This is a genomic window from Aeromonas sp. QDB14, from assembly GCF_027707845.1.
Taxonomy (GTDB): domain Bacteria; phylum Pseudomonadota; class Gammaproteobacteria; order Enterobacterales; family Aeromonadaceae; genus Aeromonas; species Aeromonas caviae.
In genome coordinates, this window is sequence record NZ_JAPCJD010000001.1 from 89,171 (window position 1) to 103,427 (window position 14,257).

A 14,257-nucleotide genomic window follows, 5' to 3' on the forward strand; every position below is an offset into this window, starting at 1 on the left:
GAAACGGCCAAGCTTGCTTGGCCGTTTTGTTTTATCTGCCTTTCACCTCTTTCGCTTCCTTTCGACGTCCGGTGCTGCGCCAGGTCACGTTGTCTCTTTTCCGCCCTTGGCTCCTTCGTCGTAAATCGCTAGATTATTCAATTCGTTGAAGGATGGTTTGCCGACAGGGAAGGATGTCTTTGATCGATTTCACCCACCCCGAGTGGCGCGCGCTGGCACAGCAGTTGCTGAGCGGCAGCCCCCAGGCTGTTCGCGGTCGTCAATGGCAGCCGCTCATCGGCATGCTTCGGGACAACCAGTTGCTGCTGGCCCTTGGCAATCACCACTATGAGCTCACCCCTGCCGGGCACCGCTATCTGACTCGGGAGCTGATGCTGGCGAAGATGGCCAGTGCCCCGCCGGAACCCGAGGAGTGGCTGCAATCCCACGGCTGGCAACTGGGGGAGAGGGTCAACGAGCGGGTGCTGGCGGCCCTGTATCGCAAGGGGGAGGGCCATTTCAGCCCCATCGAGCAGATCGACTTCGAAGACAAGGGGATCCGGCTTTGCACTGATCTGCCCCTTCGTCTGCGGGCCGCACGGCCGTTCAGCCTGTTTCTCAGCGGCGGCACCCTGCTGGATGCCGCCCCCTGGCTCCAGACCCTGGGGGAGGTGGCGCTGCCAGCCCGCACCCTGGCGCAGCTTGGCAAGATCCTCTGGGGAGAGGGGGAGATACAGCGGGTGATCACGACCGATGCCGTCGGCGCCTTCGCCGAGTTGCCACTGCCCGCCGACGCCCTGCTGGTCTGGTATCCCGCCGAGGATCCCGGCACGCTGGAGCCCCTGATCGCCGCTTTGCCGCCCCAGACCCTCTGGAGCCACCTCACTGCCCTGGATCCGGCCGGGGTCGACAGAGTACTGGCATTGGCCCAGCGGTTGGGGAGACCGGCGAGCTGGTGGCTGCCCCGGGATCTGGTGCCCATCAAGGCGGCTTACGGGGCTCCCCTGGGGGATGGTCGGCCCTGGGAGCCGAGCCGTATCCCCCGTGCGCTGCTGGGACAGTGCAATGATCTGGTGGAGTCGAATCGGGGTCTGTCGGTCGAGGTGTGTGCCCTGGCACCGGATTGGCACGGGATTGGTTGAGGCGGCACCGAGAAAGCGGTTTTCCCCTATGGAAGGCAGTGGTATAAAGAGCTGACGAAGCGCTCCCTGGACGGGCGCTTTTGTTTGCCAACCTACTTTGCCAGCCAACGAACTCAACGGACTACAGGGAATACCATGTTTGAAAAGGTTGTTGCCGCCCCAGCGGATCCGATCCTGGGCCTGACCGAAGCCTTCCGTGCCGACACTCGCAGCCACAAGATCAATCTGGGGGTCGGTATCTACAAGGATGAGACCGGTGCCACTCCTATCCTTCACTGCGTCAAGCAAGCCGAGCAGAAGCTCTTGACCGACGAGAAGACCAAGAACTACCTCGGTATCGAAGGCAATATCGAATACGGCCGCATCGTGCAGCAACTGCTGTTCGGCCGTGATGCCGCCCTGGTGACCAGCGGCCGCGCCAAGACGGCGCAGGCGCCGGGCGGTACCGGTGCCCTGCGCATCGCCGCCGAGTTCGTGGTACGCAACAATCTCGCCAAGACCATCTGGATCTCCGATCCCACCTGGGCGAACCACGTCAGCGTGTTCCAGGCGGCCGGTTTGACCGTCAAGTGGTACAAGTACTACGACGCCGCCACCAAGGGGCTCGACTTCGCCGCCATGCAGGCCTCCCTGTCTGACGCGCAGGCGGGGGATCTGGTGCTGCTGCACGGCTGCTGCCACAACCCGACCGGTATCGACCCCACCACCGAGCAGTGGCGTGCCCTGGCCAGGCAGAGTGCTGCCGCCGGCTGGCTGCCGCTCTTTGACTTCGCCTATCAGGGCTTTGCCCGGGGTATCGAAGAGGATGCCGAAGGCCTTCGCATCTTCGCCGAGTGCCACGACGAGCTGCTGGTGGCGAGCTCCTTCTCCAAGAACTTCGGCCTCTACAACGAGCGGGTCGGCGCCTTCACCCTGGTCTGCGCGACCAAGGCGGTGGCCGACGTCGCCTTCACCCAGGTGAAGACCGTCATTCGTGCCAACTACTCCAACCCGCCGTCACACGGCGCCGCCGTTGTCACCACCGTGGTGAGCGACCCGGCCCTCTATGCGGAGTGGGTGGAAGAAGTGGCCGCCATGCGGGTGCGCATTCGCGAGATGCGTGAGCTGCTGGTGGAGAAGCTGGCCGAGCGGGGGGTGAACCAGGATTTCAGTTTCATCCGCGAACAGAACGGCATGTTCTCCTTCTCCGGTCTCTCCAAGGATCAGGTGGAGCGCCTCAAGAGCGAATTCGCCATCTACATCGTCGGCTCCGGCCGGATCAGCGTGGCAGGCATCACCCGCGCCAACATTGATCCCCTCTGCGACGCCATCGCCAAGGTGTTGTAAGAGAGAAGCATCTGCGCCAAGCGCCTTGCTTCAGCCATAAAAAGCCCGCCGACACGGCGGGCTTTTTCATTTTCCGGCATCAGCGGCGCCGCTTGCTGCTCCCCAGCAGGGAGCCGAACACCCCGCGCATAAGCTGGCGTCCCACCTCGTTGCCGAGGGTGCGGGCCACGCTCTTGGCGGCGGTCTGCACCACCCCGTCATGCTGGCCACCACGGGGGCCGGTGCGACCGAACAGGATGCCATTCAAGGCATCCAGCAGACCGCCGCCCTGGTCGGTCTGTGGGGAAGCGGTCTCGTCATCGGCGGCGGGCGATGCCTCCTGAAGCCGCTCGAACGCGGACTCCCTGTCCTCCTGGGTGTCGTATCTGCCGTAGAGCAATGAGCCCTGAATAAGCGCCTGGCGCTCGGCCGCGCTCAGGGGGCCGATGCGGCTGGCCGGGGGCGCGATGAAGGCGCGCTCCACCACGCTGGGCCGCCCCTTCTCGTCGAGCAGGGAGATGAGCGCTTCCCCGACCCCCAGTTCAGTGATGGCTCCGGCGGCGTCGAAGGCAGGGTTGGCCCGCAGGGTGTTGGCGGCGATGCGTACCGCCTTCTGATCGCTCGGGGTGAAGGCGCGCAGGGCGTGCTGCACCCGGTTGCCAAGCTGCCCCAGCACGCTGTCGGGGATGTCGGCCGGACTCTGGGTCACGAAATAGACGCCCACCCCCTTGGAGCGGATGAGGCGCACCACCAGCTCAATTTTCTCCAGCAGTGCCCTGGGCGCATCCTTGAACAGCAGGTGGGCCTCGTCGAAGAAGAACACCAGCACGGGCTTTTCCGGATCCCCTATCTCGGGCAACTGTTCGAACAGCTCGGAGAGCAGCCAGAGCAGGAAGCAGGCATAGAGGCGGCTGGACTGGGTGAGCTTGCCGGCGGCCAGCACATTGATATGGCCGTGGCCTGCCCCGTCAGTCTGCATCAGATCCTGGATGTCCAGCATGGGCTCGCCGAAGAAGTGATTGCCGCCCGCGCTCTCCAGGGTGAGGAGGTTGCGCAGGATGGCGCCGATGGAGGCGGTCGACACATTGCCGTAGCGGGTGGTGAGGGTCTTGGCGTGCTCCCCCGCAAACTGCACCATGGCCCGCAGGTCTTTCAGATCGAGCAGCAGCAACCCCTCGTCGTCCGCCACCTTGAACACCAGCTCCAGCACCCCGCTCTGGGTGTCGTTGAGGCCGAGCAGGCGTGCAAGCAACAGAGGCCCCATGTCGGAGACGGTGGCCCGCACCGGGTGGCCCTCTTCGGCGAAGAGATCCCAGAACAGGGTGGGGCTGGCGGCAAAGTCGGGTGCCTGAAGGCCGAGCTGGGCCAGACGGGCATCCAGCTTGGCAGAGGGGGTGCCGGCGGCGCCCAGGCCGCTCAGATCCCCCTTCACGTCGGCAAGAAAGACCGGCACGCCGAGGCGGGAAAACCCCTCCGCCAGCACCTGCAGGGTGACTGTCTTGCCGGTGCCGGTGGCCCCGGTGATGAGGCCGTGGCGATTGGCCATGGCGGGGAGCAGGGAGAGGGGGTTGCCATTGGCATGGGCCAGCGTGAGCGGTTCGGCCATGGTGGGCTCCTTGTTTCGAATGGGGGTCGAAAAACAACGGGTTACAAGGAGTGTGGTGGCAGAGGCAGACGATGGCAAGGCACGCCGCCCGAGACAAGGACAGCGTGCTGGCAACCTAGCGGGGGCGGGTCAGCTTGCCCAGTTGCAACAGCAGCAGGGTGAGCAAGGCGCCGGCGGCAGCGCTCAGCACCGCCAGCAGCAGGCTGCCGAGCAGGAAGGGGGGCACCAGGATAGCCGCTTCCTGCTCCAGCCAGTGCAGGGACCAGGTGAGATGGAAGGGGGCTGGCGTCTCGTTCAGCACCAGGCAACCGGCCCGATAGGCGTAGAGGTACATGAAGGGGAGCGTCAGCGGGTTGTTGAACCAGACCGCCAAGAGGGCCAGCGGCAGGTTGAAGCTGAACGCCAGCACCAGGGCGACGGCCACCAGAGAGTGCATGGGCATGGGGACCCAGCTGGCGAACAGCCCGGCCGCCACGGCGCCACAGAGGGCCCGCGTTCCCCCTTGCCAGAGGGCGGGTGTCAGCAGTCGCTCGCCAAAGAGGGCGAACCACTTCTGTTGGCGCAGGGTATCGGGGTCAATCTTGAAGCGGGCCAACCAGCGGTTCAGCATGGGCGCGCCACCTTGCGTTTTTGCCACTGGCGCACCGTGCTCAGGCGCCAGCCCGCGCGAACCAGGACATAGCCGACGAGGGCGCTCAGCAGGGCAAGCACCAGGGAGCCCAGCAAGAGCGGCGGGGCCACCGTCTCGAACACCGACACCAGCCAGGCCCAGGTGAAGGTGATCTCGATGTGCTGGGAGGGTTGCCCCAGCAACTGGCAGCCCACCAGATAGGCGCCATAAAACAGCGGTGGCATGGTCAGGGGGTTGGAGAGCCAGACCAGGGCCACCGAGAGGGGCAGGTTGACCCGGCAGGCGATGGCGCCGCCAGCGGCCAGCAGCATCTGGCAGGGGAGGGGCACCCAGGCCATGAAGAGGCCGACCGCACAGGCACCGGCGGCGGAGCGCCGGTTGAGATGCCAGAGGTTGGCATCCAGCAGCAGCTTGCCAAAGAGTCGCAAGTGCTTGTGTTCCTTGAGGGTCGCCGGGTCGGGTAGCCAGCGCTGTATGATTCGTTTGGGCATGTTCTGAACCTTGCTAAATACTTGCTCCATGGATCTGCGTCTGTTGTCGTTTGCCCTGGGGGCAAGCTCCTCACTGCTTTGGCCATGGCTGCCTTCATGGGAATGGGGTGGCCTGATGCTGCTGCTCGCGCTCCCCCTCGCCGGTGGTCGTTGCTGGCGGCTGCTGTTTCTGCTGCTCGGCATCCTCTGGATGCAGGTGAATTTGCACTACCGGCTTGCCTGGCTGGATCAGCTTGGCAAAAAAACGAGCCACATCATAACCGCACACGTGCAAAGTACGGAGTCTTCGGGAGAGAAAGAGGGGGATAAATTTGCGCGCCTGCTGCTGCGCCTCGACACCCTGGACGATCGCCCCCTCATCGTGCCACCCCTGGTGCGGGTCAATGCCTATCAGGTGTTGCCGCCGTTGCCTGCCGGCAGCCGCGTCACCCTGGTGACCTCTCTCAAGCCGGCCCATGGCCTGGCCAACGAAGCGGGGATGGATGGGCGGCGCCTGCTCCTTGGCAAGGGGATCACCGCCACCGGCAACCTGCGCCGGGTCATCGCCCTGGATGCCGTGCCCCCGGGTGTGCGCGATCGCTGGCTGGCGGCGGCGAGTCGCGCCTGGGAGGGGATGGCGCAGGCCCCCCTGCTGGCGGCCCTCACCTTCGGGGAACAGGGAGGGATCACGGATGCCCAGTGGGAACTCTTTCGCGGCAGCGGCCTGACCCACATCATCGCCATCTCGGGCCAGCATATTGCTCTGGTAGCGGTGCTCGGCTGGTGGCTCGGGCGGCTGTTCGGGCTGCGCGGGGCTATCTGCGTGTCACTCCTGTTCGCGGCCACCTACAGCTGGCTGGCGGGGTTTGCGGTGGCCACCGAGCGTGCCCTCATCATGGTGCTGGTGTGGAGCCTGCTGCGCTGGCTAAAGCGGGACTGGCCGAGCCACCGGATCTGGCTGTGGGCCTTTGTGGTGCTGACATTGTGGGACCCTTTCGCCCTCTATTCGGCGGGGTTCTGGCTCTCTTTTCTGGCGGTGGCCCTGCTGTTGCTGGCGAGCCTGTTGCACGATCGCCCCGGCCTGGTGCGGCTGCAACTTCTGCTGCTGCTCGGATTGCTGCCCCTGCAACTGCTGCTGTTCGAGGGGATGGCGCCCCTGGCGTTTCTGCTCAATCTGCTGGCACTGCCGCTGTTCTGCCTTGTCATCATTCCCCTGGCGCTCATCGGCGTGCTGGTGGCGCCCCTCTCCACGTTGCTGGCCCACGGCCTGCTCTGGGTCTCCGCCTTCGGCCTGGAGTGGGTGCTGTGGGGGCTCACGCAGCTGGCGGATCGCCTGCAGCTCTGGTGGCCGGTGCCCGGTTGGCTGATGCCCGCCAGCGCCCTGCTGATCCTGCTGTGGACGGGATGGCACCTGCCGGGAGGGCGCGCCCTGGGGGGGCCAGTGGCGGCGGCCATGCTGCTCGCCCTCTGGCCTGCTCCCGCTTCCTGGCAGGTGAGGGTGCTGGACGTGGGGCAGGGGCTCTCGGTGCTCGTCACCCGGGGGGAGCGGGCCATCCTGTTTGATACCGGGGATCGCTACCCCGGGGGCTACAACATGGCGGATGCGGCCATCCTGCCCCTGCTCAACCGGCTCGGCATCCGGGTGATCGACACCCTGATCATCAGCCACAGAGACAGGGATCACGCGGGCAACCGGCAGGCTCTGCTGCAGAGCATGGCGGTACGCCGGGAGCTCTCCTCCTTCCCCTTTACACCGGCTACCCAGGCCTGCCGCCGAGGTCAGCAGTGGCACTGGCAGGGGCTGGATGTGCGGGTGCTCTGGCCCCTGGCAGCCGGGGCAGGGCGCAACAACGACAGTTGCGTGGTGCAGCTGGACGACGGGCGCCATCGGCTGCTGCTGAGCGGCGACATCGAGCAGCAGGCGGAGCGCCGCCTGCTGGCGCAGGCGCTGGAGGAGGGGGAGGGCGCGGGGCTGGCCAGCACCCTGCTGGTGAGCCCGCATCATGGCAGTCGCACCTCCTCCACGGCCCCCTTCGTGGCGGCGGTGAAACCTGACTTCGTGGTGCACAGCGCAGGCTTCATGAACCAGTGGGGCTTTCCCCGCCCCGAGGTGGTGGCGCGATACCAGGGGGCGCGGCAGTGGGTCACGGGGGAGGCGGGCGCCATCCTGATCGAGCCGGGGGACGCGGGGCTCAGGATCCGGGCCGAGCGGGAGCAGGGGCCCTGGTACAGGCGTGGCGGCCCCTGGTGGCAGCCGCAGGTATGGGGAAGGGAGTGAGGATCCGGTGAGCCAGCCCGGCAAGGGGCGGCCTTCATTTGTGACCCGGGTTGTAGCCATCGCGCCAGCGGCGCTTGGTGTAGCTCCAAGGTTTGGCTAGAATAGCCCGTCATTTCCCTTATTAACGGCTATTCATGCAACAAGAAACCTCACAAGAGAGCTGGACCGTCTTCAAGCGCCTGCTCGGTTATGTCCGGGATCGCAAGCTGGGTCTGGTGGGCGGCATCATTGGCATGCTGGGTTACGCGGCCGTGGATACCACCTTCGTCTACTCCATCAAACCGCTTATCGATCAGGGGCTCAACGGCAACGACAGCAGCGTGCTCAAGTGGATGCCCTTCTTCGTCCTCGGCATCGTGGCTCTGCGCGGCTGCGCCGCCTTCCTCTCCAACTACTGCATGGCCTGGGTCGGCAACCACGTGGTGATGCGCCTGCAGCAGCAGGTGTTCAGCCACCTGATGGCCATGCCCATGAGCTTCTTCGACCGCCAGAACACCGGCAACCTGCTCTCCAAGGTGACCTATGACGCCGGTCAGGTGTCGTCCGCCGCGAGCTCGACCTTGGTCTCCCTGGTGCGGGAAGGGGCCACTGTCATCGGCCTGCTGGGCCTGATGTTCTGGCACTCCTGGCAGTTGTCGGTGATCTTCCTGGTGGTGGGGCCCCTGGTCGGGATCCTCATCAGCATCATCAGCCGACGTTTTCGCAAGATAAGCCGCCACATCCAGCAGGCGGTGGGTGACATCACCACCTCCACCGAGCAGATGCTCAAGGGGCACAAAGAGGTGCTGATGTTCGGGGGTCAGGAGGTGGAGGACAAGCGCTTCTACCAGGTGAGCAACCGGATGCGCCAGCAGACCATGAAGATGGTCGCCGCCGACGCCATCGGCAGCCCCATCGTCCAGATGGTGGCCTCCGTGGCTCTTGCGGTCTTCCTCTATGTCGCCACCATCGACAGCGTCAAGGCGACCCTGACTGCGGGCACCTTCACCGTCATGGTCACCTCCATGATGATGCTGCTCAAGCCGCTGAAAAGCCTGACCGACGTGAACAACCAGTTCCAGCGCGGCATCACCGCCTGCCAGAGCCTGTTCGGTCTGCTGGACTCCACCCCGGAGCAGGACACCGGCACCCGCACCCTGGAACGTGCCCGAGGTGAAATCGAGTTTCGCAACGTCACCTTCACCTACCCGACCAAGGAGACACCAGCGCTGCGCAACATCAGCTTCAAGGTGGAGGCAGGCAAATCGGTGGCCCTGGTGGGGCGTTCCGGTTCCGGCAAGAGCACCATCGCGAGCCTCCTGACCCGCTTCTATGACATCGAAGAGGGGGAAATTCTGCTGGATGGCGTCAACATCCGCGAATACCGCCTGAGCGAGCTGCGCAAGCAGTACGCCCTGGTCTCCCAGCACGTGCATCTGTTCAACGACTCCGTGGCCAACAACATCGCCTACGCGGCGGAAGAGAAGTACAGCCGCGACGAGATCAAGCAGGCGGCCCGCATCGCCCATGCGGACGACTTCGTCAGCAAGATGCCGGAAGGCTATGACACCGTCATCGGAGAGAACGGCGCCTCCCTCTCCGGCGGCCAGCGCCAGCGCATCGCCATCGCCCGCGCCCTGCTGCGGGACTCCCCGGTGCTGCTGCTGGACGAAGCCACCTCGGCCCTGGACACCGAGTCCGAGCGCCACATCCAGGCGGCCATCGACGAGCTGTGCAAGGCGCGCACTTCCCTCGTGATCGCCCACCGCCTCTCCACCATCGAGAAGGCGGACGAGATCCTGGTGATCGACGAAGGACACATCGTCGAGCGCGGCAACCACCAAACCCTGATGGACATGCATGGTACTTATGCCCAGCTGCGGGCCATTCAGTTTGGTAATACAGCCACGGGTAACAAGGGCTGATGCTGGCCAGACTCTGGTACGGGAACAGCCTCTGGCGCTGGGGGCTGGCCCCCTTCGCCCTGCTGTTTGCCCTCATCAGCGGCGTCCGCCGTCTGGGGTATCGCCGGGGCTGGTTCAGCGCCTATCGGGCCACCCTGCCGGTGGTGGTGGTGGGCAATCTCTCGGTGGGGGGCAACGGCAAGACCCCGGTGGTGGTCTGGCTGGTGGAACAACTCCAGGCCCGGGGCTGGCGCCCGGGCGTGGTGAGCCGCGGCTATGGCGGCAAGGCGCCCCATTACCCCTATCGACTGGATGAGAGCAGTACCCCGGCCGAGGCCGGGGATGAGCCCGTGCTCATCGCCAGACGCTGCGGCTGCCCCGTGGCGGTGGCCCCCAGACGGGCCGATGCTGTGCGGTTGCTGGAGCAAAGCGGTGAGGTGGACATCATCGTCACCGACGACGGCCTGCAGCACTATGCCCTGGCCCGTGACATCGAACTGGTGGTGGTGGACGGTGCGCGCCGCTTTGGCAATGGCTGTCTGCTGCCCATGGGGCCGCTGCGCGAGCCCACGACCCGCCTCAAGCGGGTGGACGCCATCATCTGCAACGGCGGCGAACCCGCCCGTGGCGAATACGCCATGCGCCTGGTGCCGGATACCCTGCGCCGGGTGTGCGATGATGCGCCTCTCACGGCCCCCCTCTCGGGGCCGGTGGATGCCCTGGCAGGCATCGGCCATCCCCCCCGTTTCTTCGCCACCCTGACCGCCCTTGGTTACGAGCTGGTGCAGAGTGTCGGCTACGGGGATCACCAGGCGTTCGACGCCGCCGAGCTGCTGGCCCGCTTCGGCCAGCGCCCCTTGCTGATGACCGAGAAGGATGCGGTCAAGTGCCGCCCCTTCGCCCCGGACAACTGGTGGTATCTGCCGGTCAGCGCCGAGCTGCCCGATGCCCTGGGGGAGGCGCTGCTGCGCACCCTGGGCCCGCAGCCCGGAAGAGGGAACGGGCACCAGGCGCCCTGACGGGGTGCTACCGGATTGGAACAGACGGCCAGCGCCCGGACTCGGGGGCTGGCCCTGCACATTGACATGCCAGGCAAGATCGCCTGTGGGAAATCGTTAAAGGAGTTTCGTTGTGGCACTGGATATTAAATTGCTCGACATCATCGCCTGCCCGGTCTGCAAGGGGAAACTGCACTATCAAGCGCACGCCGAGGGCCCTCAGGAGCTCATCTGCCGTTTCGACAGACTGGCCTATCCCCTGGAGGAGGGGATCCCGGTGCTGCTGGAGAACCGGGCCCGTCACCTGGCGCTGGAAGAGCTGAAGCCATGAGTTTCGTCGTCGTCATTCCTGCCCGTTACGCCTCCACCCGGCTGCCGGGCAAGCCGCTGGCCGACATTCACGGCAAGCCCATGGTGCAGCACGTGGTGGAGAAGGCCCTGCAATCGGGTGCCGATCGGGTGATCGTCGCCACCGATGACGAGCGGGTGCAGCAGGTCCTGGCCCCCTTTGCCGCCGCTGCCGGGTTCGAGGTGTGCATGACCTCACCGGATCACCAGTCCGGCACCGAGCGTCTGGCCGAGGTGTGCCGTCACTACGGCTTTGCCGCCGATACCATCATCGTCAACGTGCAGGGGGACGAGCCCCTCATTCCCCCCGTCATTATCCGCCAGGTGGCGGACAACCTGGCCGCGGCCAGCGCGCCCATGGCGACGCTGTCGGTGCCGATCAGGGATGCCGAAGAGGCGTTCAATCCCAATGCCGTCAAGGTGGTGACCGACCGGGAGGGGTATGCCCTCTATTTCAGTCGCGCCAGCATCCCCTGGGATCGGGACCGCTTTGCCCAGAGCCGAGAGAAGATTGGCGATCACTACCAACGCCACATCGGCATCTACGCCTATCGCGCCGGCTTCATCCAGCGTTACGTGGACTGGGCACCGAGCGTGCTCGAGCAGGTCGAAGCCCTGGAGCAGCTGCGGGTGCTCTGGTACGGGGAGAAGATCCACGTGGCCCAGGCGCTGCAAGCCCCGCCGGTGGGGGTGGACACCCAGGCCGATCTCGACAAGGTGCGAGCACTGCTGGCCGGTTGAGGCTGGCGGAACGGCTTTGATGCAATACGGCGCCCCAGGGCGCCGTTTTTTAATTGATTCTTTGTATAATAATTTGATTTAAAACGGATTTTACGAGCAATTTCAAACTTTTCCCGCCCATGGTTTGCCAAATCATCGAGTTTGGTTATGATGCAAGACGCCGTGTTAACCCTAACTGGCATATAACGAGATAAAAAACGGGGTGTTTGGGTGATTAATGTATTCCTGGTCGATGATCATGAGTTGGTGCGTACAGGGATAAGACGCATTTTGGAAGACGTCCGCGGGATCAAGGTGGTGGGCGAGGCGCAGAGCGGGGAAACCGCGGTGGCCTTCTGTCGGCAACATCACCCCGATGTGATCCTGATGGACATGAACATGCCGGGCATCGGCGGTCTGGAAGCGACCCGCAAGATCCTGCGGATCCGCCCCGATGTACGCATCATAGTGCTGACCATTCATTCAGAAAATCCGTTCCCCACCAAGGTGATGCAGGCGGGCGCCGCCGGGTACCTCACCAAGGGGGCCGCGCCGGACGAGATGATCCACGCCATTCGCCTGGTCCACTCCGGTCAGCGTTACATCTCCCCGGAGATCGCCCAGCAGATGGCCCTGAGCCAGTTCGCCTCCGCCGACGAGAACCCCTTCAAGTCCCTCTCCGAGCGGGAGCTGCAGATCATGATGATGATCACCAAGGGGCAGAAGGTGACCGACATCTCCGAGCAGCTCAACCTGAGCCCGAAGACGGTCAACAGCTACCGCTACCGCCTGTTCAGCAAGCTGGGGATCAACGGTGACGTGGAGCTGACCCATCTGGCCATTCGTTATGGCATGCTGGATGCCGATACCCTGTAACGGGGGCGTGTGGACACCAAAGGCGGCACCGGCCGCCTTTTGCTTTTTGCAGGCTGTGGGCAGTATGCTCTCCCCGTCTTTTTGCATTCATCCGTTGAGTCGAGTTGCCGATGACCCTCTCTCCCGAGCCCCATTTTGACAGCAAGGCGTTTCTGAGCGCCGTCACCCACCAGAGCGGTGTCTACCGCATGTACGACAGCGGCGGCACCGTCATCTACGTGGGCAAGGCCAAGGATCTCAAGAAACGGCTCGCCTCCTACTTTCGGGCCAACGTCGACAGCATCAAGACCCGCACCCTGGTGCGCCAGATTGCCGATGTGCAGGTAACGGTCACGCACACCGAGACCGAGGCGCTGATCCTCGAGCACAACCTCATCAAGCAGTACCAGCCCCGCTACAACGTGCTGCTGCGGGATGACAAGTCCTACCCCTGGATCATCATCACCGACCATCGGCACCCGCGCATCGGCGTCCATCGCGGCGTCCGCAAGGTGAAGGGGGAGTATTTCGGCCCTTACCCCTCCGGCGGCGCGGTACGCGAGAGCCTGCACCTGATGCAGAAGATCTTCCCGGTGCGCCAGTGCGAGGATGCGGTCTATGCCAACCGTACCCGCCCCTGCCTGCTCTACCAGCTCAAGCGCTGCGCCGGCCCCTGCGTGGCGGGGCTGGTGAGCGAGGCCGAGTATGCCCAGCAGGTGGCGCTGGCCAAGCTGTTCCTCGCGGGCAAGAACCAGCAGGTGATCGGCGAACTGGTGGGCAAGATGGAGTCCGCCAGCGGCGATCTGCGCTTCGAGGAGGCGGCCCGCTACCGGGATCAGATCCAGGCCCTGCGCCGGGTCACCGAGCAGCAGTCTGTGAGCGGCAACGTGCTGGACGAGCTCGACGTGGTGGGGGTGGCCTTCGAGCAGGGGACCGCCTGCATCCACGTGCTCTTCATCCGCCAGGGCAAGGTGCTGGGATCGCGCAGCTACTTCCCGAAAGTGCCGGCCGATACCCAGCTTGACGAGGTGGTGCAATCCTTCCTGCTGCAGTTCTATCTGTCGGGGCAGGGGGGACGGCAGATCCCGAGCGAGGTACTGCTGGACGTGGCGCTGGAGGATGAGAGCGTCATCGCCGACACCCTGAGCCAGACCGCCGGCTACAAGGTGCGGGTGGTGAGCCGGACGCGCAGCGAACGGGCCCGCTTCATCAAGCTTGCCTCCATCAACGCCCAGACTGCGCTGCGCTCGCGCCTCGCCCACAAGAGCACCATCACCGCCCGTTACGATCAGCTGGAGGAGCTGCTGGAGCTCGAAAGCCCCATCGCCCGCATGGAGTGCTTCGATATCTCCCACACCATGGGGGAGCGCACTGTGGCCTCCTGCGTGGTGTTCAACCGGGAGGGGCCGCTCTCCTCGGAATACCGCCGCTTCAACATCGACGGTATCACCGGCGGGGATGACTATGCCGCCATGGAGCAGGCGCTGGAGCGTCGCTTTGGCAAGCAGCAGGAGCCGGACAAGGTGCCGGATGTGCTGTTCATCGACGGCGGTCTCGGCCAGTTGCGCCGCGCGGAGGAGATCCTGGCGCGCCAGCTGGAGTTTCTCGGCGGCAAATATCCGCTGCTGGTGGGCATCGCCAAGGGGGTGACGCGCAAGGCGGGGCTGGAGACCCTGATCCTGGGGGACAGCCACGAAGAGCTGCACCTGCCGGCAGATATGCCCGCCTTGCACCTCATCCAGCACATTCGCGACGAATCCCACCGCTTTGCCATCACGGGCCACCGGGCCAGGCGGGCAAAGGCCCGCACTACCAGTACCCTGGAAGAGATTCCCGGGGTGGGGCCGAAACGGCGGCAGGCGCTGCTCAAATACCTGGGTGGCTTGCAGGAGGTGAAAAAAGCCGGGGTGGACGAGCTCGCCAAGGTGCCCGGCATCAGCCAGGAGCTGGCCCAGTCCATTCACGACGCATTGCACTCGCTCTAGCGCTGCCTTTGGTGTGAAGGAGGTCACGCCAGGGGGCATCAGGGCGTGCTGCCTGCG

General features: G+C 65.0%; 12 protein-coding genes. 9 read left to right on the top strand and 3 right to left on the bottom strand.

Translation table 11 applies throughout. The features are described 5' to 3' along the window. Positions 1 to 179 precede the first annotated feature (179 nt). Together PG887_RS00415 and PG887_RS00420 are read left to right on the top strand one after the other, a co-directional pair. Complete coding sequence (locus PG887_RS00415) at positions 180 to 1,121, top strand: hypothetical protein (RefSeq protein ID WP_164883089.1); 942 nt, start codon at positions 180 to 182, stop codon at positions 1,119 to 1,121. 135 nt (positions 1,122 to 1,256) lie between these two features. Continuing rightward, positions 1,257 to 2,447 carry an amino acid aminotransferase gene (locus tag PG887_RS00420; RefSeq protein ID WP_010675240.1) on the top strand — a complete coding sequence of 397 codons (1,191 nt, stop codon included), beginning with the start codon at positions 1,257 to 1,259 and terminating at the stop codon, positions 2,445 to 2,447. 79 nt (positions 2,448 to 2,526) lie between these two features. Here PG887_RS00420 and PG887_RS00425 read toward each other — a convergent pair whose 3' ends face one another. From PG887_RS00425 to PG887_RS00435, 3 genes are all read right to left on the bottom strand, one after another. After that, positions 2,527 to 4,032: a helicase HerA-like domain-containing protein gene (locus PG887_RS00425; RefSeq protein ID WP_128343766.1), complete on the bottom strand. Its 1,506-nt coding sequence runs from the start codon at positions 4,030 to 4,032 to the stop codon at positions 2,527 to 2,529. A gap of 115 nt (positions 4,033 to 4,147) precedes the next feature. Further along, a complete protein-coding gene (locus PG887_RS00430; protein WP_128343763.1) occupies positions 4,148 to 4,642 on the bottom strand; it encodes a DUF2062 domain-containing protein in 495 nt (164 codons plus the stop codon). Next, positions 4,636 to 5,154 carry a DUF2062 domain-containing protein gene (locus PG887_RS00435; protein ID WP_010675237.1) on the bottom strand — a complete coding sequence of 173 codons (519 nt, stop codon included), beginning with the start codon at positions 5,152 to 5,154 and terminating at the stop codon, positions 4,636 to 4,638. Before PG887_RS00435 ends, PG887_RS00430 begins: the two co-directional genes overlap by 7 nt. Positions 5,155 to 5,182: 28 nt before the next feature. Between PG887_RS00435 and PG887_RS00440 the strand changes: the two genes are divergently transcribed. The 7 genes from PG887_RS00440 (at position 5,183) to uvrC (ending at position 14,200) form a co-directional block, all read left to right on the top strand. Further along, positions 5,183 to 7,411 carry a DNA internalization-related competence protein ComEC/Rec2 gene (locus PG887_RS00440; RefSeq protein WP_174219052.1) on the top strand — a complete coding sequence of 743 codons (2,229 nt, stop codon included), beginning with the start codon at positions 5,183 to 5,185 and terminating at the stop codon, positions 7,409 to 7,411. A gap of 134 nt (positions 7,412 to 7,545) precedes the next feature. Next, positions 7,546 to 9,315, top strand: coding sequence for a lipid A ABC transporter ATP-binding protein/permease MsbA (gene msbA / locus PG887_RS00445; RefSeq protein ID WP_010675235.1), 1,770 nt, complete (start codon positions 7,546 to 7,548; stop codon positions 9,313 to 9,315). Continuing rightward, complete coding sequence (gene lpxK / locus PG887_RS00450) at positions 9,315 to 10,313, top strand: tetraacyldisaccharide 4'-kinase (RefSeq protein ID WP_010675234.1); 999 nt, start codon at positions 9,315 to 9,317, stop codon at positions 10,311 to 10,313. Before msbA ends, lpxK begins: the two co-directional genes overlap by 1 nt. 112 nt (positions 10,314 to 10,425) lie before the next feature. Further along, entirely contained in the window at positions 10,426 to 10,623 is a 198-nt protein-coding gene (locus PG887_RS00455; RefSeq protein WP_010675233.1) for a Trm112 family protein, read from the top strand. After that, positions 10,620 to 11,381, top strand: a complete 762-nt coding sequence (kdsB, locus tag PG887_RS00460) for a 3-deoxy-manno-octulosonate cytidylyltransferase (RefSeq protein WP_111896750.1) — start codon at positions 10,620 to 10,622, stop codon at positions 11,379 to 11,381. Before PG887_RS00455 ends, kdsB begins: the two co-directional genes overlap by 4 nt. Before the next feature lie 210 nt (positions 11,382 to 11,591). After that, on the top strand, positions 11,592 to 12,236 hold the full coding sequence (gene uvrY / locus PG887_RS00465) for a UvrY/SirA/GacA family response regulator transcription factor (protein WP_010675231.1): 645 nt from the start codon (positions 11,592 to 11,594) through the stop codon (positions 12,234 to 12,236). A gap of 110 nt (positions 12,237 to 12,346) precedes the next feature. Further along, a complete protein-coding gene (uvrC, locus tag PG887_RS00470) occupies positions 12,347 to 14,200 on the top strand; it encodes an excinuclease ABC subunit UvrC (RefSeq protein WP_124814087.1) in 1,854 nt (617 codons plus the stop codon). The last annotated feature ends 57 nt before the right edge of the window (positions 14,201 to 14,257 follow it).

Coding starts and splice junctions, on each gene's coding strand:
- PG887_RS00420 (WP_010675240.1), top strand. CDS start 1,257: ATGTTTGAAAAGGTTGTTGCCGCCCCAGCGGATCCGATCCTGGGCCTG.
- PG887_RS00425 (WP_128343766.1), bottom strand. CDS start 4,032: ATGGCCGAACCGCTCACGCTGGCCCATGCCAATGGCAACCCCCTCTCC.
- PG887_RS00430 (WP_128343763.1), bottom strand. CDS start 4,642: ATGCTGAACCGCTGGTTGGCCCGCTTCAAGATTGACCCCGATACCCTG.
- PG887_RS00435 (WP_010675237.1), bottom strand. CDS start 5,154: ATGCCCAAACGAATCATACAGCGCTGGCTACCCGACCCGGCGACCCTC.
- PG887_RS00440 (WP_174219052.1), top strand. CDS start 5,183: ATGGATCTGCGTCTGTTGTCGTTTGCCCTGGGGGCAAGCTCCTCACTG.
- msbA (WP_010675235.1), top strand. CDS start 7,546: ATGCAACAAGAAACCTCACAAGAGAGCTGGACCGTCTTCAAGCGCCTG.
- lpxK (WP_010675234.1), top strand. CDS start 9,315: ATGCTGGCCAGACTCTGGTACGGGAACAGCCTCTGGCGCTGGGGGCTG.
- kdsB (WP_111896750.1), top strand. CDS start 10,620: ATGAGTTTCGTCGTCGTCATTCCTGCCCGTTACGCCTCCACCCGGCTG.
- uvrC (WP_124814087.1), top strand. CDS start 12,347: ATGACCCTCTCTCCCGAGCCCCATTTTGACAGCAAGGCGTTTCTGAGC.